The 25,990-nt window shown below is 74.3% G+C and carries 22 protein-coding genes and 1 tRNA gene; 12 read left to right on the top strand and 11 right to left on the bottom strand.

Annotated features, from left to right (window positions below):
- The first annotated feature begins 10 nt into the window (after positions 1-10).
- The 3 genes from treZ to ACLJTM_RS31160 all read left to right on the top strand — a co-directional run bounded on the left by treZ (position 11) and on the right by ACLJTM_RS31160 (position 4,862).
- Positions 11-1,771 (top strand): malto-oligosyltrehalose trehalohydrolase, encoded by a 1,761-nt coding sequence (gene treZ, locus ACLJTM_RS31170; RefSeq protein WP_411107126.1) that lies wholly within the window; start codon positions 11-13, stop codon positions 1,769-1,771.
- 236 nt (positions 1,772-2,007) lie between these two features.
- On the top strand, positions 2,008-4,605 hold the full coding sequence (rph, locus tag ACLJTM_RS31165) for a rifamycin-inactivating phosphotransferase (protein WP_411107125.1): 2,598 nt from the start codon (positions 2,008-2,010) through the stop codon (positions 4,603-4,605).
- A 184-nt stretch (positions 4,606-4,789) separates the two neighbouring features.
- Positions 4,790-4,862, top strand: a tRNA-His gene (locus ACLJTM_RS31160).
- A 70-nt stretch (positions 4,863-4,932) separates the two neighbouring features.
- Here the strand turns inward: ACLJTM_RS31160 and ACLJTM_RS31155 are convergent.
- From ACLJTM_RS31155 to ACLJTM_RS31130, 6 genes are all read right to left on the bottom strand, one after another.
- Positions 4,933-5,688, bottom strand: coding sequence for an alpha/beta fold hydrolase (locus ACLJTM_RS31155; RefSeq protein WP_411107124.1), 756 nt, complete (start codon positions 5,686-5,688; stop codon positions 4,933-4,935).
- Positions 5,689-5,887: 199 nt separating this feature from the next.
- Complete coding sequence (locus ACLJTM_RS31150; protein ID WP_411107123.1) at positions 5,888-7,948, bottom strand: phosphocholine-specific phospholipase C; 2,061 nt, start codon at positions 7,946-7,948, stop codon at positions 5,888-5,890.
- 645 nt (positions 7,949-8,593) lie between these two features.
- Positions 8,594-9,001, bottom strand: a complete 408-nt coding sequence (gene msrB / locus ACLJTM_RS31145) for a peptide-methionine (R)-S-oxide reductase MsrB (protein WP_411107122.1) — start codon at positions 8,999-9,001, stop codon at positions 8,594-8,596.
- Positions 9,002-9,016: 15 nt separating this feature from the next.
- Complete coding sequence (gene murC / locus ACLJTM_RS31140) at positions 9,017-10,414, bottom strand: UDP-N-acetylmuramate--L-alanine ligase (RefSeq protein ID WP_411107121.1); 1,398 nt, start codon at positions 10,412-10,414, stop codon at positions 9,017-9,019.
- A gap of 54 nt (positions 10,415-10,468) precedes the next feature.
- Complete coding sequence (locus tag ACLJTM_RS31135) at positions 10,469-10,936, bottom strand: indole-3-glycerol phosphate synthase (protein WP_411107120.1); 468 nt, start codon at positions 10,934-10,936, stop codon at positions 10,469-10,471.
- Positions 10,937-11,070: 134 nt separating this feature from the next.
- Positions 11,071-11,844, bottom strand: coding sequence for a pyrimidine reductase family protein (locus ACLJTM_RS31130; protein WP_411107119.1), 774 nt, complete (start codon positions 11,842-11,844; stop codon positions 11,071-11,073).
- 36 nt (positions 11,845-11,880) lie between these two features.
- Between ACLJTM_RS31130 and zapE the strand changes: the two genes are divergently transcribed.
- The 5 genes from zapE to ACLJTM_RS31105 all read left to right on the top strand — a co-directional run bounded on the left by zapE (position 11,881) and on the right by ACLJTM_RS31105 (position 17,006).
- The gene (gene zapE, locus ACLJTM_RS31125) at positions 11,881-12,990 is read left to right on the top strand and encodes a cell division protein ZapE (protein WP_411107118.1); all 1,110 of its coding nucleotides are present in this window, start codon (positions 11,881-11,883) and stop codon (positions 12,988-12,990) included.
- A 62-nt stretch (positions 12,991-13,052) separates the two neighbouring features.
- Positions 13,053-13,478: an OsmC family protein gene (locus ACLJTM_RS31120; protein WP_411107117.1), complete on the top strand. Its 426-nt coding sequence runs from the start codon at positions 13,053-13,055 to the stop codon at positions 13,476-13,478.
- A 208-nt stretch (positions 13,479-13,686) separates the two neighbouring features.
- Complete coding sequence (locus tag ACLJTM_RS31115) at positions 13,687-15,030, top strand: alkaline phosphatase PhoX (RefSeq protein ID WP_411107116.1); 1,344 nt, start codon at positions 13,687-13,689, stop codon at positions 15,028-15,030.
- Positions 15,031-15,252: 222 nt separating this feature from the next.
- The gene (locus tag ACLJTM_RS31110) at positions 15,253-16,083 is read left to right on the top strand and encodes a PPK2 family polyphosphate kinase (RefSeq protein WP_411107220.1); all 831 of its coding nucleotides are present in this window, start codon (positions 15,253-15,255) and stop codon (positions 16,081-16,083) included.
- Between the two features lie 17 nt (positions 16,084-16,100).
- Positions 16,101-17,006, top strand: coding sequence for a polysaccharide deacetylase family protein (locus ACLJTM_RS31105; protein WP_411107115.1), 906 nt, complete (start codon positions 16,101-16,103; stop codon positions 17,004-17,006).
- A 26-nt stretch (positions 17,007-17,032) separates the two neighbouring features.
- Here ACLJTM_RS31105 and ACLJTM_RS31100 read toward each other — a convergent pair whose 3' ends face one another.
- The 3 genes from ACLJTM_RS31100 to ACLJTM_RS31090 all read right to left on the bottom strand — a co-directional run bounded on the left by ACLJTM_RS31100 (position 17,033) and on the right by ACLJTM_RS31090 (position 18,502).
- Positions 17,033-17,224 carry a hypothetical protein gene (locus tag ACLJTM_RS31100; RefSeq protein ID WP_411107114.1) on the bottom strand — a complete coding sequence of 64 codons (192 nt, stop codon included), beginning with the start codon at positions 17,222-17,224 and terminating at the stop codon, positions 17,033-17,035.
- Positions 17,225-17,279: 55 nt separating this feature from the next.
- Positions 17,280-17,702 (bottom strand): GAF domain-containing protein, encoded by a 423-nt coding sequence (locus tag ACLJTM_RS31095; protein ID WP_411107113.1) that lies wholly within the window; start codon positions 17,700-17,702, stop codon positions 17,280-17,282.
- Positions 17,703-17,830: 128 nt separating this feature from the next.
- Complete coding sequence (locus tag ACLJTM_RS31090) at positions 17,831-18,502, bottom strand: AIM24 family protein (RefSeq protein ID WP_411107112.1); 672 nt, start codon at positions 18,500-18,502, stop codon at positions 17,831-17,833.
- Between the two features lie 71 nt (positions 18,503-18,573).
- Here ACLJTM_RS31090 and ACLJTM_RS31085 point away from each other — a divergent pair, with 71 nt between their 5' ends.
- The 4 genes from ACLJTM_RS31085 (at position 18,574) to ACLJTM_RS31070 (ending at position 23,598) form a co-directional block, all read left to right on the top strand.
- Positions 18,574-19,323 carry an aminoacyl-tRNA hydrolase gene (locus tag ACLJTM_RS31085; protein WP_411107111.1) on the top strand — a complete coding sequence of 250 codons (750 nt, stop codon included), beginning with the start codon at positions 18,574-18,576 and terminating at the stop codon, positions 19,321-19,323.
- A 131-nt stretch (positions 19,324-19,454) separates the two neighbouring features.
- Positions 19,455-20,762, top strand: coding sequence for a DUF692 domain-containing protein (locus tag ACLJTM_RS31080; protein ID WP_411107219.1), 1,308 nt, complete (start codon positions 19,455-19,457; stop codon positions 20,760-20,762).
- A complete protein-coding gene (locus tag ACLJTM_RS31075) occupies positions 20,759-21,790 on the top strand; it encodes a TIGR04222 domain-containing membrane protein (RefSeq protein WP_411107110.1) in 1,032 nt (343 codons plus the stop codon). The genes ACLJTM_RS31080 and ACLJTM_RS31075 overlap by 4 nt, the downstream gene beginning before the upstream one ends.
- A 134-nt stretch (positions 21,791-21,924) precedes the next feature.
- Positions 21,925-23,598, top strand: a complete 1,674-nt coding sequence (locus ACLJTM_RS31070; RefSeq protein ID WP_411107109.1) for an alpha/beta hydrolase — start codon at positions 21,925-21,927, stop codon at positions 23,596-23,598.
- Between the two features lie 113 nt (positions 23,599-23,711).
- Here the strand turns inward: ACLJTM_RS31070 and hemQ are convergent, their stop codons facing one another.
- Together hemQ and hemG are read right to left on the bottom strand one after the other, a co-directional pair.
- Positions 23,712-24,425 (bottom strand): hydrogen peroxide-dependent heme synthase, encoded by a 714-nt coding sequence (gene hemQ / locus ACLJTM_RS31065; RefSeq protein WP_411107108.1) that lies wholly within the window; start codon positions 24,423-24,425, stop codon positions 23,712-23,714.
- A 23-nt stretch (positions 24,426-24,448) separates the two neighbouring features.
- The gene (gene hemG, locus ACLJTM_RS31060; RefSeq protein ID WP_411107107.1) at positions 24,449-25,906 is read right to left on the bottom strand and encodes a protoporphyrinogen oxidase; all 1,458 of its coding nucleotides are present in this window, start codon (positions 25,904-25,906) and stop codon (positions 24,449-24,451) included.
- Positions 25,907-25,990 lie beyond the last annotated feature (84 nt).

Genomic DNA, 25,990 nt, shown 5'->3' with positions numbered 1-25,990 from the left:
GGGACCGTCCGTGCAGTTCGAGGTGTGGGCACCGCTGACAGGTCAGGTCGCCATGCGACTGGACGACGGGACGTACGAGATGGCGCGCGATCCGGACCGGGACGGCTGGTGGGTCGTGGAGGCCCCGGCCCGCGACGGGAGCCACTACGGGTTCCTGCTGGACGGCGGTTCGAGCGCGGGCGGCGTGGTCCGTCCCGATCCGCGGGGGCGGCGGCTGCCGACCGGGCCCGACGGGCCGTCCGCCGTGGTCGACACGGCGGCGCTGTTCGAGGATCCGACGCCCGGGCCGCGTACGCCGCTGCAGGACGCCGTGCTGTACGAGCTGCACGTCGGCACCTTCACCCCCGAAGGCACCTTCGACGCCGCGGCCGGCCGTCTGGGGCACCTGGTCTCCCTGGGCGTCACGCACGTGGAGCTGATGCCGGTCTGCCCCTTCCCCGGCCGCAGCGGCTGGGGGTACGACGGGGTGGCGCCGTGGGCGGTGCACGAGCCGTACGGCGGCCCGGCCGGCCTCGCCCGGTTCGTGGAGGCCGCGCACGCCGCGGGTCTCGGGGTGGTGCTGGACGTGGTCCACAACCACCTCGGCCCCTCCGGCAACCACCTGCCCGCCTTCGGCCCGTACTTCACCGAGACCCACCACACCCCGTGGGGCGCCGCGGTCAATCTGGACGCGCCCGGCTCCGACGAGGTGCGCGCCTACTTCCTGGGGAGCGCCCTGGCCTGGCTGCGGGACTACCGGATCGACGGCCTGCGCCTGGACGCCGTGCACGCACTCGTCGACGGGCGGGCGCTCTCCTTCCTGGAGGAACTGGCCGCGGCCGTCGACGAACTGGCGGTCGAGACCGGCCGTCCGCTGTTCCTGATCGCGGAGTCCGACCGGTGCGACCCCCGCACCACCACCCCGCGGGCCGCCGGCGGCCTGGGCCTGCACGCCCAGTGGAACGACGACTTCCACCATGCCCTGCACTGCGTGCTGACCGGTGAATCCCAGGCGTACTACGCGGACTTCGCGCAGGCTCCGCTGGCCGCCCTCACCAAGACCATGACCCGGGTGTTCTTCCACGACGGGACCTGGTCCTCCTTCCGCGGCCTCACCCACGGCCGACCGGTCGACCGCCGGCGGACCCCGGCGCACCGCTTCCTCGGCTACACCCAGACCCACGACCAGATCGGCAACCGGGCGCTGGGCGACCGGCTCGCCGCCTCCCTCTCCCCCGGCCTGCTGGCCTGCGCGGCGGCGGTGGCGCTGAGCGGCCCGTTCGTGCCGATGCTGTTCATGGGCGAGGAGTGGGGCGCGGGCACGCCCTGGCAGTACTTCACCGACCACCAGGACCCGGAGCTGGCGGAAGCGGTGCGCACCGGCCGCCGCCGGGAGTTCGCGGAGCACGGGTGGAAGGCGGAGGAGGTCCCGGACCCGCAGGACCCCGCCACCCGGGACCGCTCCTGCCTGGACTGGGGGGAACCGCAACAGCCCGGCCACGCACGGCTGCTGGCCTGGTACCGCACTCTCGTGGCCCTGCGCCGCTCCCACCCGGACCTGCGCGACCCGGACCTCGCGGCGGTCCGGGTGGCCTACGACGAGGAGCGGCGCTGGCTGACCTTCCGCCGGGGCGACGTACGGGTGGTGGTGAACTTCGCCCCGGAGCCGGCGACGATCGCGCTGGGTCGCAACGGGGTCCGCGTGCTGGCTTCCTGGGAGCCCGTGCACCACCCGGGTCAGGACGGCCGGCTGCACGTCCCCGGCGAGTCCGCGGTGCTCCTGAGCCCCTAGGGGCGGGAAACGACGAAGGCAAGGAGAGACGCCTCTCCTTGCCACTCTCAACGTATAGCGCACCGGGGGGCTTGCCACAAGCCCCCCGTGACGGCGCAGAATCGTCGGCCTGAGCCACAACCTGCAGAAACGGGGCGCGACGTGCATGTGCTGTTGTCGACGTACGGGGCACGCGGTGCCTTCCGGCCGGGGGCGGGGACGCCGGTGACCCGATCGGCCGCCGCGGAGGTGTCGCAGTGACCGGGACGTACGTACGGGACCTCCGCGAGGTGGACGAGACGCAGGTCGCCCTGGTCGGCGGGAAGGGCGCCCAGCTGGGCGGGCTGTCGCGGATCGAGGGCGTCCGCGTGCCGGACGGCTTCTGCGTGACGACGGAGGCGTTTGGGCGGATCATGGCGCAGTCGCCGTCGGCCGGCGAGGAGCTGGACCGGCTGGCGCAGGTGGACCCGGACGACCGGGAGGCGGTCCGCGCGCTCAGCGCGCAGGTCCGCCGGACCGTCGAGGGGATCGCCGTCCCGGACGACGTGGCGGCGGAGGTCACCGCCGCCCTGGGCCGGTTCGGCGCGCACTGCGCCTACGCGGTCCGGTCCAGCGCGACGGCGGAGGACCTGCCGACGGCCTCCTTCGCGGGCCAGCAGGACACGTACCTGAACGTCATCGGGCCGGCGGAGGTCCTGCGGCACATCGGCCGCTGCTGGGCCTCGCTGTTCACCGAGCGGGCGGTGGCCTACCGCCAGCGGGCCGGCATCGACCACCGCACGGTGCGGATGGCCGTGGTCGTGCAGCGGATGGCGGTCCCGCACGCGGCCGGGGTCCTGTTCACGGCCGACCCCGTCACGGGCAACCGGAAGGTCGCGACCGTGGACGCCGGCCTCGGCCTCGGCGAGGCCCTGGTCTCCGGCCTGGTGAACCCGGACGTCTTCACGGTGCGCGACGGCCGCGTCGTCGCCCGGACCGTCGCGGTCAAGGAGCGTGCCGTCCGCGCCGTGCCCGGGGGCGGCACCCGGGACGTGGCGGTCGAGGCCGGGCAGCAGGGGCAGCCGGCGCTGACGGACGAGCAGGCCGTGCGGCTGGTGCGGCTGGGGCGGCGGATCGAGGCGCACTTCGGCCGCCCGCAGGACATCGAGTGGTGCCTGGTCGACGACGGCTTCGAGATCGTCCAGAGCCGGCCCGTCACCACGCTGTTCCCCGTCCCCGCGGCCGCCGACGACGAGAGCCGCGTCTACGTGTCCGTCGGCCACGGGCAGATGATGACCGACCCCATGCGGTCCCTGGGGTTCTCCATGTGGCAGCTGACGGCCATGGTGGCGATGCACGAGGCCGGCGGGAGGCTGTTCGTCGACGTCACCCCACGGCTGGCCTCGCCCGCGAGCCGGGCCGGGCTGCTGGACGCCCTGGGGAAGCAGGACCCGCTGGTCAGGGATGCGCTGGAGACGGTCCTCAGCCGCGAGGACTTCGTCCCGACGGTTCCCGACCCGGCTCCCGGCGGACCGCCGCCCGGCGGTGCGCCCGCACCGGTCGCCACCGATCCGGCCCTCGTCACCGGACTGATCGAGCGGAGCCGGGCGTCCGTCGCCGCCCTGGAGCGTGAGATCCGGACGAAGAGCGGTCCGGCGCTGTTCGACTTCCTGCTGGAGGCCTTCGAGGAGCACAAGCGCGTTCTCGGCGATCCGCTGAGCATGCAGGCGGTCATGGCGGGGATGGAGGCCACCTGGTGGCTCAACGACACCCTGCAGGAGTGGCTCGGCGAGAAGAACGCGGCGGACACGCTGACGCTGTCCGCCCCCGACAACATCACGTCGGAGATGGGACTGGCGCTGCTGGACGTCGCGGACGTGGTCCGCCCGCACCCGGAGGTGGTGGCGTTCCTGCAGGGCGTCGGGGAGGGGGACTTCCTGGACGACCTCGCGAAGCTCCCCGGCGGAGCCGAGGCCCGCGACGCCCTGGAGGCCTATCTCGACCGGTACGGGATGCGCTGCGTCGGCGAGATCGACATCACGCGGCCTCGCTGGCGCGAGCGCCCCGGCACTCTCGTGCCCGTGATCCTCGACAACGTCAGGATCTTCGAGCCGGGCGCCGCCGCGCGGCGCTTCGAGGAGGGGCGGCGAAAGGCGGAGGCGAAGGAGCGGGACGTCCTGGAGCGTCTGCGGGCGCTGCCGGACGGGGACCGCAAAGCCGACGAGACCAAGCGGATGATCGACCGGGTCAGGACCTTCATCGGGTACCGGGAGTACCCCAAGTACGGCATCATCAGCCGCTACTTCCTCTACAAGCAGGCCCTCCTGGAGGAGGCCCGGCGCCTGGTTGCGGCCGGCGTGCTCGCCGCGGAGGAGGACGCCTTCCACCTCACCTTCCAGGAGTTCCACGAGGCCGTGCGCACGCAGCGGGTGGACGCCCGGCTCATCCGGGAGCGCGAGGAGGCGTTCCGGTCGTACCACGCCCTCACCCCGCCCCGGGTGCTCACCTCGGACGGTGAGGCCCTCACCGGGGCCTACCGGCGCGAGGACGTGCCGGCCGGCGCCCTGACCGGGCTGCCGGTCTCCGCGGGGACCGTCGAGGGGCGGGCCCGCGTCATCCTCGACATGGCGCAGGCCGACCTCGAAGCGGGCGACATCCTGGTCACCACCTTCACGGACCCCAGCTGGTCCCCGCTGTTCGTCGGGATCGCCGGCCTGGTCACGGAGGTGGGCGGGCTGATGACCCATGGTGCGGTGATCGCCCGGGAGTACGGCCTGCCGGCCGTCGTGGGCGTGGACCGGGCCACCCGGCTGATCCGGGACGGGCAGCGGATCCGCGTGCACGGGACCGACGGGTACGTCGAGATCCTGCCCTGACCTCCGCGCCGGGGCCCGGGGCCGGAGCCCGGGGCCGGGGCCGGAGCCCGGGGTCACGGCCGGGGCCGGGGGTCGGGACGCCAGCCGCGGCCGACGCGGGCGGGGCGCCGCGCGTCGCGGGACCACCCCGCTGATCGGCTATGCTGTGCTTGCACGTCGAACGGGTGGTCCGCCGCCCTTCGTGGTGGGTGTAGCTCAGTTGGTAGAGCACCTGGTTGTGGTCCAGGTGGCCGCGGGTTCAAGTCCCGTCACTCACCCTGCCGGCCCGTGGGGTACGAGGTCTCCTCGTACCCCACGGGTCTTTTTCATGCGTTCGCCGCCCGCGGGTCACGTCCGGAGGAAGGCCTCGACCTCGGTGGCGAAGGCGACCGGGCTCTCGTGCGGCAGGTAGTGGCCGGCGCCGGGCAGCGTGGTCACCCGGCAGTTCGGATACCAGACCTGCCAGGTGGCGCGCATCACATCGGCGGTGAGCGCGAGGTCGTGCTCCCCGACGAGGACCAGCACCGGGACCGTGCTGCCCTTCACCGCCGCCGACAGGTCCACGGGCTGCCAGCCGGCGAGGTACCCGGCGAGTGCCTCGGGCCGGGAGTCCGCCACGGAGTGCGCGACCATCCGGGACAGCCAGTGGCGGCTGACGCGGTGGCCGGTGACGAGGTCGATGATCGTCCGCCGTTTGCCGGGGTCCTGGGGTGCGCCGTAGAAGAGGGTGCGGCCGGCGTCGTCCAGTTCGTAGGGAGAGGCCGGGACGGGGGCGGCGCCGACCAGTTTCTCGATGCGCTCGGGCGCCCGGATCAGGACCTGCTGCATCGCCTTGCCGCCCATGGACAGGCCCAGCAGGGAGAAGGTGTCCCAGCCCAGCTGGTCGGCGAGTTCGAGGACGTCGTCGGCGATCTCCGCGAGGTCGTAGCGGCCGGGGACGTCCCGGCGCCCGCCGTAGCCGCGGTAGTCGAGGAAGGCGTACGAGAAGCCCTCGGGGTCGAGGTAGTCCAGCACGGAACCCCAGTTGGCACAGGAGCCGAACCAGTCGTGCAGCACGATGACGCGGACGGGTCCGGTGCCGATCCTGCGGTGGGCGATGGCCATGCATTCTCCCTCGGTGACGAAGGCGGAAGAACCGACGCCGTACGTTCTGCCCACCGGGCCTACCATCACACCGTCACGACGGAACCTCGGGCCACCGTGCACCCGGCGTCCGGGCCGAGGCCCGTCCCCCCGCGAAGTCACGGCAGGCAGTGGCTTCGCGGGCGGTCCGGGCGAACGGATGTACCCGTCCGGGAAGGGCTCAGACGGTTTTGATCGCAGGGTCGGAGACACCCGGTGCGCCGGTCTCCACATGGCCGGCGAAGCGGCGCAGGAAGGCGGCTTCGGCGTCGGAGACCACCGTGACGTCGTACCAGCGGCCGGAGGCGCGCAGGTCGACCGTGTGGGAGACGGTCGCGCCGGGGTTGACCTTGAAGGTCTGGGCCGCGCCGCCGTACGCGTGGGACACCGTCAGGTTGACCGCGGCCGCGCCGGAGTTGGTCATGCTGAGCGCCAGATTGCCGGTGGCCGCCACATGCCGGGCGGTGACCTCGGGGCCGGCCTTCTTCGCCGGGCCCTTCCAGGTGCGCAGGAAGCCGTTGGGGCCCCAGACCGTCAGGTCGATCCGGTTGCCGGTCGAGCTGCTGGTGCTCCACGTGTCCGAAAGGGTCTTGCCGGCCTCGACCGTGTAGGGCCAGGGGCCGTCCGTGCGGTTGCCCGAGGTGCTGTGGAAGTGGGCGCCCAGGGCGGGTCCGGCGGCGAAGGTGAGGGTGAACTTGCCGGTGGAGACGGTGGCGCGGCCGTCGACGTACGGCTGGTAGCCGAGGGCGCGGGTCGGCTTGGCGCCCGCCTCCTGACGGGGGAGGGTGCCCGTGGCCGGCGGGGTGGGGTGGTAGGAGGGGTGGCGGTTCCTGTCCGGCGGCAGGTAACCGGCCGTGGAGGGCAGCGCGGCGGGCGCGGCGTCGGCGCGGGTGAAGTCGAAGGCCGAGGTCAGGTCGCCGCAGACGGCGCGGCGCCACGGCGAGATGTTCGGCTCCTGCACCCCGAAGCGCTTCTCCATGAAGCGGATCACCGAGGTGTGGTCGAAGGTCTCGGAGCAGACGTAGCCGCCCTTGCTCCACGGCGAGACCACGATCATCGGCACGCGGGGGCCGAGGCCGTACGGCCCGGCCGCGTAGCCCCCGCCGCCCGCGTACAGGTCCCGGGTCACGTCCGCCGTGGACAGGCCCCAGGCGGAGGAGGCCGGCGGGTACGGCGGGACCACGTGGTCGAAGAAGCCGTCGTTCTCGTCGTAGGTGATGAACAGGGCGGTCTTCGCCCACACCGCCGGGTTCGCCGTCAGCGCGTCCAGGACTTGCGAGATGTACCAGGCGCCGAAGTTCGTGGGCCAGTTCGCGTGCTCGCTGAAGGCCTCGGGGGCGGCGATCCAGGAGACCGCGGGCAGCGTCCCGTTCTGCACGTCCGCGCGCAGCTTGTCGACGTACGTGCCGCCCGCCTTCACGTTGGTGCCGGTGCGGGCCTTCTCGTACAGGGCGCTGCCCGGCTGGGCGTTGCGGTAGGCGTTGAAGTAGAGGAGGGAGTTGTCGCCGTAGTTGCCGCGGAAGGCGTCGCTGATCCAGCCCCAGGAGCCGGCGGCGTTCAGGCCGTCGCCGATGTCCTGGTAGACCTTCCAGGAGATCCCGGCCGCCTCCAGCCGCTCGGGGTAGGTCTTCCAGCCGTAGCCGGCTTCCTGGTTGCCGAGGACGGGGCCGCCGCCGGCGCCGTCGTTGCCGGTGTGGCCCGAGAAGAGGTAGTAGCGGTTGGGGTCGGTGGCCCCGATGAACGAGCAGTGGTAGGCGTCGCACACGGTGAAGGCGTCGGCCAGCGCGTAGTGGAACGGGATGTCGTTCCGCGTCATGTACGACATGGTCGTGGCCGTCTTGGCCGGCACCCACTTGTCGTACTTGCCGTTGTTGTACGCCTGGTGGCCGCCGGCCCAGTCGTGGTCCAGCCCCTCCAGGAACTGCATGCCCAGGTCGGCCGCCTGCGGGTGGAAGGGGAGGATGTCCTTGGTCCCGTTGGACTGGTGGAAGACGGACTTCCCGTTGTCCTGGAGCACCGGCCGGGGGTCCCCGAAGCCCCGTACCCCCTTCATCGCCCCGAAGTAGTGGTCGAAGGAACGGTTCTCCTGCATCAGGACGACGACGTGCTCGATGTCCTGGATCGTTCCCGTGCTGCCCTGCGCCGTGATGGCGGCGGCCTTCGCGATGCTCTCGTTCAGCATCGAGAGGGCCGCGGTGCCTCCGGCGATCTGCAGGAACCTGCGGCGGTTGAGTTCTGTCATGGGTGACGACCTCTGGGATGTCGGGGGTGTCAGGGGCGCCCCAAGGACAGCGGTCCCGGGGTACCGGGCGGGGGTGGGCCGGTGACACCTCGCCGTACAGCTGGAGAACGAAAGGCCCTCCCGGCCGGCCCCGGACCTCCCCCGCCGGCGGCTGGTGGGAGGGTACGGGCCCGCGCCTGCGCACAACAGGCCCCGGGAACCCGCCACGGGGCACGGGGGCGGGTTCCCGCCACCCGCGATCAGCCCCCTTCCCCCTGACGCCTGCCGCCCGGTCCCGCCCCGACGGCGGGATCGGCTGTCCGGCCCCGCCGGCTCCCTACCGACCGGCCCGTCCCCGCCCGCCTGTGGCATGCCGCGGCGCAGCGCACCCGTGCGGTGGCCGGCTCCCCGGCCGGGGCAGCGGGCGCAGCAGCCGGGCGGGCACGCGGACGGTGACGCGCGGACGGTGAACCCGTTGCGCCGGCGCCCGTCCGCCCCGACGCCGTACGCGAGGCACAGGCGGTCCCGTCCGGGCCGAACGGCTTCCCGTCGGGGGCGTGGTGATGCAGTCGAGGCCGCCCGGCCGCCGCCGGGGCGGGGCGGCCGGGCAGGTTCTCGCAGGCAGCGGCGGCGATCCCGTCGGTGCTCGGGGGCCCGCCGGGGGGCTCAGCCCTCGGCCGGGACCAGCCGCAGTGAGATCGAGTTGATGCAGTAGCGCTGGTCGGTGGGCGTGGGGTAGCCCTCACCCTCGAAGACGTGGCCCAGGTGGGAGCCGCACTTGGCGCAGCGCACCTCGGTGCGGACCATGCCGTGCGAGGTGTCCGCGATCAGTTCGACGGCCTCGGTGTCCTTCGGGTCGAAGAAGGACGGCCAGCCGCAGTGCGACTCGAACTTCTCCGAGGACCGGAACAGCTCGGCCCCGCAGCCCCGGCAGGAGTAGACGCCCTCCGTCCGCGTGTCCGTGTACTCACCGCGGAACGCCGGTTCGGTGCCCGCGAGGCGCAGCACCTGGTACTCGGACGGGGTCAGCTCCGCCTGCCACTGCTCGTCCGTCTTCTGGACCTCGTACGCCATGACTCTTCCGCTCCCTCAGTTCGCCAGACGGGCGAGGATGGCCGGACCGAGGTCCGTGACGTCTCCCGCGCCCATGGTGAGAACGAGATCACCGGGCTTGGCCATTCCCGCGATGACGTCGGCGACGGCGTCCTTGGCGTGCTCGGCGGTGACGTCGGCGCCCGCCGCCCGGGCGGCGGTGATGATCAGCTCGCTGGTGACGCCCGGGATCGGGTCCTCGCGGGCCGGGTAGATGTCCAGGACCAGGGAGGCGTCCGCGAGGGCGAGGGCCTGGCCCATCTCCTTGCCGAGTTCCTGGGTGCGGGAGAAGAGGTGGGGCTGGAAGACGACCAGGATGCGGGAGTCCCCGGCGGCGCCGCGGATGGCCTCCAGGTCGGCGGCCATCTCGGTCGGGTGGTGCGCGTAGGAGTCGATGACCTGCACGCCGGCGGCCTCGCCCTTGAGCTGGAGGCGGCGCTTGACACCGGTGTACTTGCCGAGGGCGGAGGCCAGGTTGTGCACCGGGATGCCGAGGGCGACGCCGGCGGCGAGGGCGGCCACCGCGTTGTGCGCGTAGTGGCGGCCGGGCACGGAGACGGTGAAGGTGAGCATCCGGCCGGCCAGGAGGACGGTGACCTCGCTGGTCAGGCCGCGCGGGACGATCTTGACGATCCGGACGTCGGCGGTGTCCTCCTCGCCGTACGTGACGATCTCCAGGTCGGGGTTGCCGCCGACCCGGGCGGCGATCTCGGCCGCGCCCGCCTGGCCGTGGGCGACGACGAGGGTGCCGCCGGGCACCACCTTGGAGACGAAGGTCTCGAAGGACTCGTAGATCTCCTCGATCGAGGCGTAGTTCGCGTGGTGGTCGAGCTCGGCGTTGAGGATGATCGCGACCTGCGGGGCGTACTTGTGGAAGGTGCGGTCGCTCTCGTCGGCCTCGGCCACGAAGATGTCGCCGTCGCCGTGGTGGGCGTTGGAGCCGGGGGCGTCCAGGTCGCCGCCGATGGCGTACGAGGGGTCCAGACCCAGCGCCGACAGGGAGACCGCCAGCATGGAGGTGGTGGTGGTCTTGCCGTGCGTGCCGGCGACCGCGATGGGGCGCAGGCCGTCCATCAGGCGGGCGAGGGCGTCGGAGCGGTGCACGACGGGGATGCCGAGCTCGGCCGCGCGGGCCAGCTCGGGGTTGTCGGCGCGGATGGCGCTGGAGACGACCACGCAGGTGGTCGCGGGGTCGAGGTGGTCCGCGGCGTGCCCGCCGTGGACCACGACGCCGTGGGCGCGCAGCGCCTGAACGGTCTCGGAGTCGCCGCGGCTGTCGCTGCCGGCCACCTGCGCGCCGCGCTGGGCGAGGATCTTGGCGATGCCGGACATGCCGGCGCCGCCGATGCCGATGAAGTGGGGCCGTTCCATCGCGGTCGGCAGGCCGGGCTTCATTCAGGTCGCTCCAGGATCGAGTGCGGTGCTTGTACGCGTCGGTCTGGCCCCAGCCTATTCGTTGTGGGCGAAGAGCTTGAGCACCGGAACCCCGACCTTGTGCCGCGCGCGGGAGGCCCAGTCGCGGTGGAAGAACTCCTCCACGAAGTGCGGAGCGGTCAGGACGATCACCTCGTCGGCGCCGGTCTCCTCCACCACCGCCTTGAGCTTGTCGAGGGGGTGGCGGCCGACGATGTGACCGGTGGCGTTGGCCCCCTTGCCGCGCAGGGCGTTCAGGGAGTGCGCGAGGGCCTGCGCGGCAGGCCCTCGCGCGGCATCGCCCTCGGGCTCCTCGCCCTCGTGGACGGCTTCGGGAAGCTCACCGAGCGCGACGTCGTCGATGGCGCGCAGCAGGCGGTCCTGGTCTCCCCGGGGCTGCATGAGGACGACGAAGGAGACCTGGTCGTCCCCGTGCAGGGTCGTGACGAAGTCCACGTCCACCGTGGTCAGCGGCTGCTCGATCATCAATACGCTCGTGAACACGGACGCCCTCTCCTTCATGGGCCGAGGCCGGCTGGCGGCCCCTGCGGAAACCATCCTGCCCCGCTGTCGCACGGGGCCTGCGCAGGTATATGTGCCCAGCGGAAGCTAAGCGGAACGATAAATTCCGCCCCTTGTCAGATCCGACGGTAGCTCGTGAACAGGAACCCGGCCTCTTCCAGTACGCAGGCGGGCACGAGCCGTTGCGGAACCGCGACGGACGGGCCGCCGGCGATGCGCTGGGCGCCACCGGCCGTGAGCATCGGCGAGATCGTCAGGCACAGCTCGTCCAGGACGTCCGCGGCCACGAACTGGCCCAGCAGCCGGGGCCCGCCCTCGGTGAGCTGGCGGCGCAGCCCCCGCCCGGCCAGCTCCCGCAGGGCGCGGGCGGGGTCCACGGCCGCGCCGTCGCCCGCCACCACGACCTCGGCCCCCGCCTTGACCGCCTCGGCGACCCGGTCGGCCGGTGCGCCCGCGCCGGTGACCACCAGGGTCGGCACCAGGGGGGAGGTGAAGAGGGGGAGGGAGAAGTCCAGGTCCAGGCCGGCCGTGACCACCGCGACGGCGGGGGCGGGGCCCTGCCCGGCGGCCGCCCGGCGCGCCGCGAAGGCCTCGCGGGCCCGGGCCGGGCGGTAGCCCTCCTGGCGAACCGTTTCCGCGCCGACCACCACCACATCGGCCAGGGCCCGCAGCGTGCCGAAGATCCGCATGTCGGTCTCGCCGGAGATCGGCTGCGAGCGGCCGTCGTGCTGGGCCGCGCCGTCCAGGGTCGAGACCATGTTCGCCCGCAGCCAGGAAGCCGGGGCGGCCTGCTCGGGGTAGGCGTAGGCCTCGGCCAGCTCGTCCAGCGACCACTCCCGGTCGGCCCGGGCGGCTGGTGTCTGATCGGTCACAGGGAACAGGCGTCGCATCGATGCAGTGTGCCACGCCCCGTAGAGTGAAGAGCTGTGTCGACATCTCTCTCCGCTCCCGGCGCCGCCTCCGGCCGGCCCCTGACAGCCGATGCGGGGCCCCTGGCCCTGTGTGCCCGCGAGCCCCGGGTGCCCGCCGAACGGCTGGTCGCCGAGATGGTGCCGCCACCCCGTTTCGACGCGGTGCGCTTCGACACGTACGAGCCCGACCCGGCCCAGCCGAGCCAGGCCGAGGCCGTCACCGTGCTCAGCGGCTTCGCCGCCGGACTCGGCGGCGCCCACGCGAGCGGCTCCGGCAAGCGTCGCTGGTTCGGCAGGGGCGCCAAGCCCGCCGCCGCGGCCGGCCCCCGCGGGGTCTACCTCGACGGCGGCTACGGTGTCGGCAAGACCCACCTGCTGGCCTCGCTGTGGCACGCCACCCCCGCCGAGCCGGCGCTCAAGGCCTTCGGCACCTTCGTGGAGCTGACCAACCTGGTCGGCGCGCTCGGCTTCCAGCAGACCGTGCAGACGCTCGGCCACCACCGACTGCTGTGCATCGACGAGTTCGAGCTGGACGACCCGGGCGACACCGTCCTGGTGTCCTCCCTGCTCAGCCGCCTCGTCGAGCAGGGCGTGGCGCTGGCCGCCACCTCCAACACGCTGCCCGGCAAGCTCGGCGAGGGCCGCTTCGCCGCCGCCGACTTCCTGCGGGAGATCCAGGGCCTCTCGGCGCACTTCCGGCCGCTGCGGATCGACGGCCAGGACTACCGCCACCGCGGCCTGCCGCAGGCTCCCGCGCCCTTCTCCGACGAGCAGGTCACCAAGGCCGCGTACGCCACCGAGGGCGCGAGCCTGGACGACTTCCCCGGCCTCCTCGAACACCTGGCCCGGGTGCACCCCAGCCGCTACGGCGCGCTGACCGACGGGATCACGGCCGTCTGCCTGACCGGCGTCGGCCCGGTGCCCGACCAGTCGACGGCGCTGCGGCTGGTGGTGCTCGCCGACCGGCTGTACGACCGCGAGATCCCGGTCCTGGCCTCCGGGGCCCCCTTCGACGGACTGTTCAGTGACGACATGCTGAACGGCGGCTACCGGAAGAAATACTTCCGCGCCATATCGCGGCTCACCGCCCTGGCACGCGACGCAAAGCCCCTGGTCTCCCAGTAGGTTGGGCACGGCCGGGTCGCTTTCGCGGCGCGGCCGTTTCCACTTCTGCGAAGGGATCCACCATGGCCACCACGCGCTCCTCCCACACCGTCTGGGAAGGCGACCTGCTCAAGGGTTCCGGCGTCGTCTCCCTGGACTCCTCGGGCCAGGGTTCGTTCGACGTCTCCTGGCCCTCGCGCGCCGAGGCGGCGAACGGCAAGACCAGCCCGGAAGAGCTGATCGCCGCCGCGCACTCCAGCTGCTACTCGATGGCCCTCTCCCACGGCCTCGCCGGCGCGGGCACCCCTCCCACCCGCGTGGAGACCAAGGCCGACGTCACCTTCCAGCCCGGTGAGGGCATCACCGGCATCCACCTGAGCGTGCGCGCCGAGGTCCCCGGCCTGGACGCGGAGGCCTTCACCGCCGCCGCCGAGGACGCCAAGAAGAACTGCCCGGTCAGCCAGGCGCTGACGGGTACGACGATCACCCTGAGCGCCGAGCTCGTCTGATCCGCGGCGCCCCTGCGGGGCCCGCTCCCCGTCTGCCTGCCCGGGCCGTTCCCGCGGGATCGACCGGGCGGGGGACGGCGAGCCGCCGCCCGCGGGCGACCCGGTGGTGTGACACCTCGGCCGGTGCGCACGCGTCGGCGCGTCCGGGGCGCGGGGCCGTGGTACGACGGGCCGGTCCCGTCCCCGCCTCCGCCGCCGGGAGTTGCCGATGTCCGTCCCCCGCCGCAGCCTGCTCGCCGCCGGCACGATCGCCTTCAGCGGGGCGCTCGGCGCCCTCTTCTCCGGCAGCGCCGGCGCCGCCCGGAGCACCCTCGGGTACGGGCCCCTGCTACCGGATCCCCGCGGACTGCTCGACCTGCCCGAGGGATTCTCCTACCGGGTGCTCTCCCGCGCCGGCGATCCGCTCCGCTCCGGCGAGGGGACCGTTCCGGCCAACTGCGACGGGATGGCCGCCTTCGCGGCGGGCGGGGGCCGGGTCCGGCTGGTCCGCAACCACGAGAACCGCACCACCGCCGCCCTGCGCGTCCCCGCCGTACCGGGTCTGACCTACGATCCCGGGGCCCTCGGCGGCTGCACGGTCCTGGACCTCGCCGCGGACGGCTCGGTGACCGGCGAGCGCGTCGCCCTCGCCGGTACGGCCGTCAACTGCGCGGGCGGGCGGACCCCCTGGAACACCTGGCTGAGCTGCGAGGAGACCGAGGACCGGGCCGGCACCTCCGGTTACACGCGCGACCACGGCCACGTCTTCGAGGTGGACCCGGCCGACCCGCACCGCTCCGGCGCGGTCCCGCTCACCGCCCTCGGCCGGTTCGCCCACGAGGCCGTCGCCGTGGACCCGTACCGGGGGGTCGTCTACGAGACCGAGGACGCCTTCGTGGCGCCCTTCGGGCTGTTCTACCGCTTCCTGCCGAACCGCCCGCTCGGGGGGCCCGGCTCACTGCGGGCCGGCGGCGCCCTGGAGGCGCTGCGCGTGCCCGGGGTGGCGGACCTCGCGGAGGTGGACGAGCCCGGCGCCGAGTTCCCGGCGCGGTGGGTGCCCGTGCCGGACCCCTCGGCCGCCGGGACCCCGATCCGGCTCCAGGACTTCGGCCCGGGCGGGATCACCCACGCGCAGAAACTGGAGGGCTGCTACTGGGGCGGGGACGGCGTGCACTTCGTGTCCAGCTTCGCCCGAAGCGGCGAGGGCGCCGCCGCCGACCACCACGGGCAGGTGTGGCACTACGACCCGCGGCGCGGCCGGCTCCGGCTGGACGTGCTGTTCGGCCCGGCGGCCGACATCCGGCTGCCCGGGGACTCGCCCGACAACATCTGCCTGGCTCCGGACGGGGGGCTGATGGTCTGCGAGGACGGCGGCGGCGCCCAGTACGTCTTCGGTGTGACACCGGACGGGACGGTCTACCCGATGGCGCGCAACGCCCAGGACATCGGCCTGCCCGGCGCCCCGGAGTGGGGCGAGTTCGCCGGGGTGACCTTCTCCCCCGACACCCGGACGATGTACGTCAACGCCTACGCCCCGGGGACCACCTTCGCGGTGACCGGCCCCTGGCACTGACCCCGGTCGCGTCGCGGCTGCGCACGATCTCCTGGAGGATCGACGCAACCGACGGGATTGGGGTGGTCACCAGTGGCCGGGAAGCGGAGCGGCGACGAGGGCGGGGACCGGAAGACGAAGGAGAAGAAGAAGGAAAGGGAGAAGGGGAAGAAGCAGGGGAAGGAGGGGAAGCCGGACAAGACGGCGAAGGCCGGCCGGGGCGGGCAGGAGGCCGGGCCCGGCCTGCGGGAGCTGTTGCGCGTTCCGCAGGGCCACCGGATCGACCTGCGCCGCTTCGACCCCCGTGCGACCCCGGGCGGCCCTCGGGACAAGGCGGCGGCCCTCGCCGCGGCCGGCCCGATGGAGCAGCGGCTCGCCTCCCTCCAGGAGCGGCTCTACGCGGCGAGCACGGCGGGTGACGGCCGCCGGGTACTGCTGGTGCTCCAGGGGATGGACACCAGCGGCAAGGGCGGCACCGTCAAGCACGTGATCGGCATGTTCAACCCCTCCGGGTGCCGCATCACGGCCTTCAAGGCGCCCACGCCCGAGGAGCACGCCCACCCCTTCCTCTGGCGCATCGCCCGGGCGGTGCCCCGGCCGGGGGAGATCGGCATCTTCGACCGTTCGCACTACGAGGACGTCCTGATCGCCCGGGTCCGCGAGCTGGTGCCGCGCAGCCGGCTGGGCAGCCGCTACGGCCAGATCAACCGCTTCGAGCAGTCCCTCGCCGACGAGGGCGTGACCGTGGTGAAGGCCTTCCTGCACATCAGCCGCGCGGAGCAGCGCGCCCGGCTGCTGGAGCGGCTCGACAACCCGGACAAGCACTGGAAGTTCAGTCCCGGGGACATCGACGAGCGCGCCCTGTGGCCGGAGTACCGGCATGCGTACGAGCTGGCGCTGGAGCGCTGCTCCACCGCGGCCGCGCCCTGGTACGTCGTCCCCGCCGACCGCAAGTGGTACCGCAACTGGGCCATTGCTCAGCTCCTGCTGGAGCACCTGGAGGAGCTGGCCCCGCGCTATCCCGAGGGTGACTTCGACGTGGACGAGTGCCGTGCACGTCTGATTGCCACATAGTCATATATTTTGCGTACGTGACCATCCCTGTGCGCAAAGTAGTGGCCGCAGCCTCGCTCAGTGCCGCCCTCACCGCCGCCCTCACCGGATGCGGGGGCGGCGCCGGCCCGTCGGAGGCCGGCCGCGAAGCCCGCCTCGGCTCCCCCGGGGCCGCCTCCTCCGCCCCACTCCCGGGCCACTCCGCCGCCCCGCAGTCGAGCCCGCAGCCCGGGGCTCCCGGCCGGGCCCCGACGGTGGCGCCCGGACCGAACGGCCTGACCGCCGTCTTCGAGCGGGCGAAGCAGACCACGGACAAGACCGTGGCGCTCACCTTCGACGCCGACATGACCTCCGACCAGGGCCCGCGGGCCGCGGGCGGGGAGCGCTTCGACAACCCCGGGCTCATCGCCACCCTGCGCGCCCTGAAGGTCCCGTCGACGGTCTTCATGACGGGCCGGTGGGCGCAGGAGTACCCGGACCAGGCCAAGTCCATCGGGACCGACCCGAACTTCGAGGTGGCGAACCACTCGTACAGCCACCACGCCTTCACGACCCCGTGCTACGGGCTGCCGGCCCTCGACGGCGAGCAGGCGCGGGCCGACGTGGAGCAGGCCTTCGCCGCCTTCCGCACCGCGGGCGCCGTCAACACCGTCCCCTACTTCCGCTTCCCCGGCGGCTGTTACGACGACCAGGCCCTGCGCTCCCTCGCCCAGGCGAAGGTGACGGCCGTCCAGTGGGACGTGGTCAGCGGGGACGCCTTCGCGAAGGACCCGGACGCGGTGGCCGAGCAGGTGCTGGCCGGGGTGAAACCCGGTTCCGTGGTGGTCATGCACTGCACGCGCAGCGCCGCCCCCGTCACCGAGGAGGCCGTCCGCAAGGTCGTCCCCGAGCTGCGCAGGCGCGGCTACCGCTTCGTCAAGGTCTCGGAGCTGATCGGCACCTAGTGCGGTGACCGGCCGGGCCCGGCGGGTCAGCCGGAGCAGGCCGTGCGCTGCGCTTCCTGCCACTCGCAGACCGGGCACAGCACCACGCCCGGGGTGGCGCTCCCGTACTCGGTGGGCTTGCCGCACTCCAGGCAGTCCGCCCACGGCGGCCCCTCGGCCCGCACCGCCGGGGCCCCCGGGGCGGGGCAGTACGACGGGCTGTCCTGCTGCTGGTCCATGCGTACGAGGGTACGCATGGACCAGCAGTCCGCGGCGGTCCGGCCCCGGCCGGGGTCAGCCCGTGCTGAGGGGCACGGCCTCGGCCTCGCCCGTCAGCACGGCGAGCTCCTGCTCGTCCATCGCGCGTTCGCCCGCGTAGGCGATGCCGACGACGCCCTGGACCTGCCCGGATCCGTCGTGGACCGGAATGGCGACGGCCGCGTGCGCATCGACCGCGCGGGCGCCCGGCCGGACGTCACCGCTCGTGTCGGTCTTCAGGTTGCAGGTCGACACGGGCTCGTCGCGCTCGAAGGCGAGGCCGGCCATGCCCTTGCCGCGCGGGACGACCCGGACGATCTCCACAACCGGCGGCGGGATGTTCACGGCGGCGGCCAGCACCATGTCCTCGCCGCGGCGGACGTGGACGGTGCCCGCCGCCCCGCCGTGGGCCTCGATCCACTGCCGCAGCCAGGTCCCGGTCTTCTCCGATGCGCTCATGGGCGGGAGTGTGCCACCGCCCCCGGCCGCCGCCCCGCGCCTTCGAGCCGGCCTCCACCCCTCCTGCGGCGGCCGTGCAGCCGACCGCGGGCCTGTCCGGTCCGACCGGACGGGCGGCGCGGTGGGGTTCAGTTGGCGGCGGTCTCGGTGACCTCGCTGGGGCGGACGATGACGAAGCCCTCTCCGCGCAGTTCCAGCTGCACGGCCTCCCCGGAGCCTCCCCGGATCATCGAGCCGACCGACTGGGAGCGGTGCAGCCCGGTCTCCAGGCGGGCGCTCCAGCCGACCACCGCGTCCGTGTCGACGTAGACCGGGGCCTGGGCGGTGACCGGGATGACGATCGGGTTGCCGTCGCAGACCAGGGCGAGTTTGCCGGTGCCGGTGAAGAGGCTGTTGAAGAGGCCGCCGCCGGTCATGCCGGCGCCCTTGAGCATCTTGATCTCGTACGAGAGGGTCGGGTCGAAGCAGAGCACGTTGCGGCCGTTGATCGTCAGGGCGTCGCCGGGCTCGAAGTCGACGATGAAGCAGTTGCCCGCCTGGTGGGCGAACCAGACCTCGCCCTGCCCGCGCACCGACATCAGCGCCAGGCCCTCGCCCGTGACGGCGCGCTTGAGCATGCCCCCTATGCCCTGGCCCTTGCGCTCGAACCGGAGGCTGCCCCGGTGGGCGACCATCGAGCCCTGGCGGGCCAGCACCTCGCCGTTGACGGTGTACTTCACGGACTTGGCGTTCTGCAGGACCATGCCCGGGGCGACGGCTGCCCCGGCGAGGTTCTCGGACGCGAACAGATCACTCTTCATGGGCCCGATCCTCGCCCGCGGCCGACCCCCGCGGCATCATCCTGAAGGCGGAGGCTGGCATCCTTGGCCCGATGAGCAGCCAGCACACCCCCGACTCCGCCGAGGCCCCCGCGGTCGGTGCGGACAGCCCCTTCCGGCAGGAGCACCGCGCGCGCGACGAGGCCCCGCAGTTCGTCCTGCCGCTGGTGGTCCGGATCGAGAAGACCGGACCGCCCGCCCGGACGGATGCGCTGGAGACGGCGGCCCGCGCCGTACTGCTCCTCCTGACGGACGAGCGGGCGCAGGGCGAGGGCGAATGGGCCGGCGCCGTACGGGACTGGCAGGACGCCCGGATCCGCAAGGTGGTCCGCCGGGCGCGCGGGGCGGAGTGGCACAAGGCGGGAACGCTGCCCGGGATCACGGTGCACGGAGACACGGCCGAGGTACGGGTCTTCCCGCCGGTGCCGCTGGACGGCTGGCCCAAGGAGCTGGCGAAGCTCCAGGTGTCGGGCACGGACCTGGACGACCCCGCTCCCGCCGGGCCGCCCGGGCCGGGCCTGCCCGTCCTGTGGTTCAACCCCGGGGTCGGGATGTCGGCCGGCAAGTCGATGGCCCAGGCCGGCCACGCGGCGCAGCTGGCCTGGTGGGAGCTGAGCGCCCCGGAGCGGGAGCGGTGGCGCGACTCCGGCTTCCGGCTGGCCGTCCGTACGGCCACCGGGCAGCAGTGGGCGCAGCTGAGCGGGAGCGGTCTGCCGGTGGTGCGCGACGCGGGCTTCACCGAGGTCGCCCCCGGCAGCGCCACCGTGGTCGCCGACCATCCGGCGCTGCGCACCCGGCTCTGAGACCGTCCCGCGGCTGCGCCCGAACCTCAAATGTTGCTCTGAAACGCCGCCCCGTGCGGTTGGCCGGACCCCGCCGGGGCCATCACACCGGCACACGGTCCGAAGAGAGGGGGCGGGGGGACATGAAGCCCATGGCACACCTGGGGGTGGGGATCGGCTGGCGGCCGGAGATCGCGGACGCCGTCGAACGGCTGCCCGGCCTGGACTGGGTCGAAGTGGTGGCCGAGAACATCTGCCCCGGCCATCTGCCGGCAGCCCTGCAGCGGCTGCTCGACCGGGGCACCCGCGTCGTGCCGCACGGGGTCTCGCTCGGTCTCGGCGGCGCCGACCGGCCGGACCCGGCGAAGCTGGCGGCGCTCGGCGAGCGGGCGGTGGCGCTGGGGGCGCCGCTGGTCACCGAGCACATCGCCTTCGTCCGGACCTCCTCGCCCGCGCTGGAGGCCGGCCACCTGCTGCCCGTGCCGCGGACCCGGGACGCGCTGGCCGTGCTGTGCGAGAACGTGCGCATCGCCCAGGACGCGCTGCCCGTGCCGCTGGCGCTGGAGAACATCGCCGCCCTGATCTCCTGGCCCGGCGAGGAGCTCACCGAGGGGCAGTTCCTGACGGAGCTGGTCGAGCGGACCGGGGTGCGGCTGCTCGTCGACGTGGCCAACCTGCACACCAACCGGGTCAACCGCGGCGAGGACCCCGCGGCCGTGCTCGACGCGATCCCGCTGGAGGCGCTGGCCTACGTGCACGTGGCGGGCGGGGTGGAACGCGGCGGCGTCTGGCACGACACGCACGCGCACCCCGTTCCCGCCGTGGTCCTGGACGTCCTGGCCGGCCTCCGCGCGCGGGTCGACCCGCCCGGCGTGCTCCTGGAACGGGACGACGCCTTCCCGCCGGAGACGGAGCTGGCGGACGAACTGGCCCGGATCCGGGCCGTGGCGGGCGCCGCACCGGACCGGGCCACGGCGCCCCGCCGCGCCACGCCCCGGCCCCCGGCGGCCGGGAGCGGCGGGGCGGCCGGGCCGGAGGCCGCCGGCGAGGCGGCCCGCACCCGGGTGGCGCTGGGCCAGGCCGCACTGCTGTCGGCGCTGGTGGCCGGGACCCCGGTGCCCGAGGGCTTCGACCGGCAGCGGATCCGGGTGCAGGCCCGGTCGCTGGCCGCCAAGCGGGCCGGAGTGGTGGCCGGGCTGGCTCCCGAGCTGCCCGAGATCCTGGGCGGCGAAGGACCGTACCGCGAGGCCTACCTCCGCTACGCCAGGGGGCGCCCCATGGCCGCCGCCGGATACCGGCGCGAGGCCCTGGACTTCGCCGAGCACCTGCTGGTCCGGGACCTCCCGGCCGACCCGGCCGCCCGCCGCCGGCTCACCCGCTGGTGGCAGGACCGGGCAGGGGCCCGGCCGCCGCACCGGATCGTCCGCTGGGCCCGCGCGCTGACCGGGAGAGCGGCATGAACCTGCTGGCCCTGGCCGTCTGGGCCGCCGTCCTCGCCTCCTGCGTGCTGCTGCTGCTCGCCCTGCGCCGGTCGCGGCCCGCATCGCACGGCGCCGCCGGGCAGCTCCACGACCTGTCCGAGGCGGCCTTCCTCGCGGGCGGCCCCGGCAATGTGGTGGACGCCGCGCTCGTCTCCCTGCTCGGCGACGGCCGGCTGATCGTCGGCGGCCCGGGCATCGTCCAGGTGCGCCCCGGGGCCCGGGCCCGCGACCACGCCGAGCGGGCCGTGCTCCAGGCCTGCGCGGGCGCCCCCTCGGGGTGGCTCTACCAGGTGCGGTACGCCGCCATGCGCGACCCGGCCGTGCAGGAGACCGGGGAGGCTCTGGCCGAGCGCGGGCTGGTCCGCAGGCCCGGCTCCGGCCGGCCGCTGCGGCGCTGGGCGATCACCCAGGCCCTGGTGTGCGGGTTCATGGTGCCGATGGCGGTGGTGGCCACCATCGTCTCCTTCGCCCTGGACCCGGGCGCGCAGGTGCCGTTCGTCGTCAAGGTGCTGCCCGTGCTGATCGGCGGCGTCGCGGTGGGCGTGGTCGGCGCGAGGCGGGCCGGGCGGCCGATCACCGCGGCGGGCCGGCGGGCGCTGCGCGAGGTGCGGGCCGGGCGCCTGCACGACCCCGACCCGTCCGTGCAGACCGCCCTGTCCGGGCTGCGCGGCCTGCGCGACCCCTTCCTGCGCGCGCAGCTGGTGCCGGCGGCCCGCGGGACCCGGCTGGCGGCGGCCCAGTCACGGTCGCGGCCGCACGGCACGGACTCCGGGCACACGCCGGGCGCCGCGTACCTGCCGGTGCTGTGGTGCGCAGGCAGCGACGGCTCGGGCGGGTCCGGCTGCGGGGGCGGTTCCACCTGCGGATCCGGTACGAGCTGCTCCTCCGGTTCGGGCTGCGCAGGGTCCTCCGGCTCCGGCTGCTCCTCCTCATCCGGCAGCAGTTGCAGCAGTAGCGGTTCGAGTTGCAGCAGCTCCTCCGGTTCCAGCTGCTCCAGCAGTTCCTGAGCGCCTGTCAGGCCCGGCGGCCGGGCCGCGGCGTGCGGCAACCGGGGTACGCGCGCCGACACCGGGCGGCGGTCCTTTACAGCCTCCCCGCCCGGGGATCTCATCGGTCCATCCGATGAGAGGCAGGGCCCGCCATGCCCGGGACGCTCGCACGTCGCGCCGCCGCCGCCGCGGCGCTCTCCCTCCTCCTGTGCGCCGCTCCCCCGGCCCGCGCCGCGCAGGCCGCCCGGCCGCAGGTCGAGGGAGGCACCCGCTCCGCGGCCGAGGACGCCGGGGCCGAGCGCGTCGCCCGCCGCGCCGCCGCGGCGGCAGCCGCTGCGGGCGGCTCCGGGCCGGCCCTGCGCTTCGAGGCCTGCCCGGCCGCCGAGGGGCTGCCCTCCCCCGTCCGCTGCGCCGCCCTGCGGGTCCCGCTCGACTACGCCCGCCCCGACGGCCCGCAGCTCTCCCTGACCGTGAGCCGGATGGCCGCAACCGGCGCCGGCCGGGCCGCCCGCCAGGGCGCGCTCGTCCACCACCCCGGCGGTCCCGGTGCCTCCGGCACGGCCTTCCCGCTCGTCGCCGGCATGCCCGGATGGGAACGCATCGCCGCCGCCTACGACCTCGTCGGCTACGCCCCCCGCGGGGTCGCCGGCCCCGCCCCGCTGACCTGCCGGGACCCGGCCGCCCCGGCCACGGGCCCCACCCGGCTCCCGGCCGATCCCTCCGCGGCGTACAAGCAGCAGCGGATCGCCGCCGCCCGGGCCTACGCGCAGGGCTGTGCGCGGCGGGCCGGCGCGGCCCTGGCGCACTACACGACCCGGGACAACGCCCGCGACCTGCACGTCCTGCGCGCCGCCCTCGGCGAGCCGAAGCTGAACTTCGCCGGCGGCTCGTACGGCACCTACCTCGGTGCGGTCTACGCGACGCTGTACCCGGACCGTGTCCGGCGGATGGTCCTCGACTCGGCGGTCGACCCGGACCCGCGCCGCATCTGGTACCGCAACACCCTCGGCCGGGGGCCGGCCTTCGAGCGCCGCTGGTACGACTTCCGCGCGTGGGTGGCCCGGCACCACGGCACGTACCGGCTCGGCGCCTCCCCGGCGGCCGTCCGGGCGAGCTGGGAACGGGTACGGGCCTCGGTGGCCGCGGACCCGGCGGGCGGGGAAGTCGGCACCGGCGAGCTGCACTCCGCCTACGTCCGGGCCGTGTACCACGACGACACCTGGCCGGAGCTGGCCGCGGCCCTGGCCGCCTTCCTGCGCGGCGATCCGGGCCCGCTGGTGCAGCAGGCCGCCCCGGGCCCGGCCCCGGCGGCGGAGGCCGAGAACGCCACGGCTGTCTACACGGCGGTGCTGTGCAACGACGCCCCCTGGCCCGGGGACTGGGAGACCTGGGACCGCGACCACACGGAACTGGCCCGGACGGCCCCTTTCGCGGCCTGGGCCGACGCCTTCCTGCACCTGCCCTGCGCGTACTGGCCGGTGCACCGGCGGCAGCAGCCGGTGGAGGTGGGCGCCGCGCCCGGCGCGCTGCCGCGGACGCTCGTGGTCGCGGCGGAGCGGGACGGGGCGACCCCGTATCCGGGCGCCCTGGAACTGCAGCGGCGCCTCGGCGCCGGGGCCTCACTGGTGACGGAGGAGGGAGCCGGCAGCCACGGGGTGGTGGGCGGGCGCAACGCCTGTGTGGACCGCCACGTCGAGCACTACCTGCTGACGGGCCGGACCCCGGGCCGCGCGGCCGCGTGTGCGCCGCATCCGGAGCCCGCACCGGTGTCGCTGGACGACCGGGCAGCGGGCGCCCGCGGGGCGCTGCTGCCGCCTGTCGTCTGAACTTCCGGGCGGGATCTCCGGCTGCGTCGTCTCGGGGGCAGGGCCTCCCGATCCGCCGGAGGAACTCACCTGACGGTGCGGTCGTCCTCCGGCACTTCCCCCCGGGGGAGGTATCAGGCGAGTCCGGCGACCAGGTCGGCGACGGACTTGCGGCGCCCGGTGTAGAAGGGCACCTCTTCACGGACGTGCATACGGGCCTCGGAGGCGCGCAGGTGGCGCATGAGGTCCACGATGCGGTAGAGCTCGTCGGCCTCGAAGGCCAGCAGCCACTCGTAGTCGCCCAGGGAGAAGGAGGCGACGGTGTTGGCGCGCACGTCGGGGTAGCCGCGGGCCATCTTGCCGTGGTCGGCGAGCATGCGGCGGCGGTCCTCGTCGGGCAGCAGGTACCAGTCGTAGCTGCGGACGAAGGGGTACACGCTGACGTAGTCGCGGGCGTTCTCGTCGGCCAGGAAGGCCGGAATGTGCGACTTGTTGAACTCGGCCGGGCGGTGCAGGGCCATGTTCGACCACACCGGCTCCAGGGCGCGGCCCAGGCGGGTGCGGCGGAACAGGTTGTAGGCACCCTGCAGCTCGTCCGCCGTCTCGGCGTGCCACCAGATCATGACGTCCGCGTCGGCGCGCAGGCCGGAGACGTCGTAGGTGCCGCGGACGGTGATGTCCTTGGCGGCCAGCTGGTCGAAGAGCTCCTGGACCTCGTCGGCGAAACCGGCGCGGTCCTCCGGGAGGACGTCCTTCAGCTTGAAGACGGACCACAGGGTGTAGCGGATGACCTCGTTGAGGTCCTTCGCCTTCTTCCCCGCGTTGGGAATCTTCTCTGGTGCAGTCATGTGCCCATTGTCCCGTGTGCTGATCAGTGGTCGGTGCCAGGGGTGCCGAAAGCCGTGGTCACCGCGTCCGCGGCCGCGTGGGCGCTCGCGATGCACGCCGGGATGCCCACTCCGTCGTAGAGCGCCCCGCACACGGCGAGGCCCGGCAGGGCGGCGACGGAGGCGCGGATCCGGGCCACCCGGTCCAGGTGCCCCACGGGGTACTGGGGCAGTCCGCCGTCCCAGCGGGTGACGGTGGAGGCGACCGGCCGGGCGGACAGGCCGACGGCCTCGCCGAGGTCCGCGAGCGACACGGCGACGAGTTCGCCGTCCTCACGCTTCAGTTCGGCCTCGTCGCCGTGGCGGCCCACCGAGGTGCGCAGCAGGAAGAGCTCGGGGTCGGCCCCGGCCCAGGCCCACTTGTTGCTGGAGAAGGTGGAGGCCTTGATCGTGCGCCCGTCGACCGGCGGCACGAGGAATCCGCTGGTCCCGCCACCGGAGACGGCCTCGGGCAGGTCGCGGCGGCGGAAAGCCATCGTGATCAGGGCCATGGAGGCGTACTCGACCCCGCGCAGCACGGTCGCCGCCGCGGGCGCCGGCCGCTCCAGGAGCCGTGCGGCCGGACCGGCCGGGGTGGCCAGGACCACCCCGTCGGCCTCGACGGCTTCGGCGCCGGCCACCACCCGCCAGCCCCCGGCCGTGCGGACGAGCTCGCGGACGGGGGTGTCGGTGAGGATCCGCGCCCCGGCCGCCCGGCAGGCCTCGGCCACGGCGAGCGGGAGCCGTCCGATGCCGCCGTCGATGCCGGCGAAGACCGGTCCGGCCGACTGGGGCGCCGACTGCGCCCGGCTCTGCAGGGCGCGTACGCCGTCGCCGAGGAGGGCGTGCGTCCGGGCGGCCTCGAAGAGCTGGGGCACGGCGGCCCGCATGGAGATGCGGTAGGCGTCGCCGGCGTACACCCCGCCGAGCAGCGGCTCCACCAGCCGGTCGACGACCTCGCGGCCGAGGCGGGCGGCGACGTACGCGCCGACGGCGACGTCCTCGCCGATCTCGGCGGGCGGCAGGTCGCGTTCGGCCCCGATCCGGGCCAGGCCCTCGGCGGAGAGCACCCCGGAGGCCGCGAGCGGGCCCAGGTCCCCGGGGACGCCCATGACGTGCCCGCGCGGCATCGGCCGGAGCGCGCCGCGGGTCCACAGGTGGGCGGTGGCGGTGGCGGGCGGCTGCAGGGCCGCGCCGAGACCCACGGAGCGGGCGAGGTCCACGGCTTCGGGCCGGCGGGCCAGCACCGACTCGGCTCCGAGGTCGACGGGGAGCCCGGCGAGTTCGCCTGCGCGCAGTTTGCCGCCGAGCCGCGGGCCCGCCTCGATCAGGGTGACGCGGACACCGCCGGCGAGCAGCCGGTGCGCCGCCGCGAGGCCCGCGATGCCGCCGCCGATGACGACGACGTGGCGGGGGGCCCCGCCGGCCGCCGGCCGGTCCGTACGCATGTCCGCTTCGTCCATGGACACATCGTCGCAGACCGTCGGGCGAGGCCGGACCGTGACCGCTTCGGAACCGGCCCGGAACCGTGGAGGTGAAACCCCCGC

The sequence above is a fragment of the Streptomyces sp. cmx-4-9 genome (assembly GCF_046548835.1).
In the GTDB taxonomy this organism is placed as follows: Bacteria; Actinomycetota; Actinomycetes; order Streptomycetales; family Streptomycetaceae; genus Streptomyces.
The sequence above is the reverse complement of the archived record's forward strand: the minus strand, read 5'-3'. Positions and strand labels throughout refer to the sequence as shown.

Coding starts and splice junctions, on each gene's coding strand:
- ACLJTM_RS31155 (WP_411107124.1), bottom strand. CDS start 5,688: ATGGCCATCGCCCACCGCAGGATCGGCACCGGACCCGTCCGCGTCATC.
- ACLJTM_RS31150 (WP_411107123.1), bottom strand. CDS start 7,948: ATGACAGAACTCAACCGCCGCAGGTTCCTGCAGATCGCCGGAGGCACC.
- msrB (WP_411107122.1), bottom strand. CDS start 9,001: ATGGCGTACGAGGTCCAGAAGACGGACGAGCAGTGGCAGGCGGAGCTG.
- murC (WP_411107121.1), bottom strand. CDS start 10,414: ATGAAGCCCGGCCTGCCGACCGCGATGGAACGGCCCCACTTCATCGGC.
- ACLJTM_RS31130 (WP_411107119.1), bottom strand. CDS start 11,844: ATGCGACGCCTGTTCCCTGTGACCGATCAGACACCAGCCGCCCGGGCC.
- ACLJTM_RS31120 (WP_411107117.1), top strand. CDS start 13,053: ATGGCCACCACGCGCTCCTCCCACACCGTCTGGGAAGGCGACCTGCTC.
- ACLJTM_RS31115 (WP_411107116.1), top strand. CDS start 13,687: ATGTCCGTCCCCCGCCGCAGCCTGCTCGCCGCCGGCACGATCGCCTTC.
- ACLJTM_RS31100 (WP_411107114.1), bottom strand. CDS start 17,224: ATGGACCAGCAGCAGGACAGCCCGTCGTACTGCCCCGCCCCGGGGGCC.
- ACLJTM_RS31095 (WP_411107113.1), bottom strand. CDS start 17,702: ATGAGCGCATCGGAGAAGACCGGGACCTGGCTGCGGCAGTGGATCGAG.
- ACLJTM_RS31090 (WP_411107112.1), bottom strand. CDS start 18,502: ATGAAGAGTGATCTGTTCGCGTCCGAGAACCTCGCCGGGGCAGCCGTC.
- ACLJTM_RS31085 (WP_411107111.1), top strand. CDS start 18,574: ATGAGCAGCCAGCACACCCCCGACTCCGCCGAGGCCCCCGCGGTCGGT.
- ACLJTM_RS31080 (WP_411107219.1), top strand. CDS start 19,455: ATGGCACACCTGGGGGTGGGGATCGGCTGGCGGCCGGAGATCGCGGAC.
- ACLJTM_RS31075 (WP_411107110.1), top strand. CDS start 20,759: ATGAACCTGCTGGCCCTGGCCGTCTGGGCCGCCGTCCTCGCCTCCTGC.
- ACLJTM_RS31070 (WP_411107109.1), top strand. CDS start 21,925: ATGCCCGGGACGCTCGCACGTCGCGCCGCCGCCGCCGCGGCGCTCTCC.
- hemQ (WP_411107108.1), bottom strand. CDS start 24,425: ATGACTGCACCAGAGAAGATTCCCAACGCGGGGAAGAAGGCGAAGGAC.
- hemG (WP_411107107.1), bottom strand. CDS start 25,906: ATGGACGAAGCGGACATGCGTACGGACCGGCCGGCGGCCGGCGGGGCC.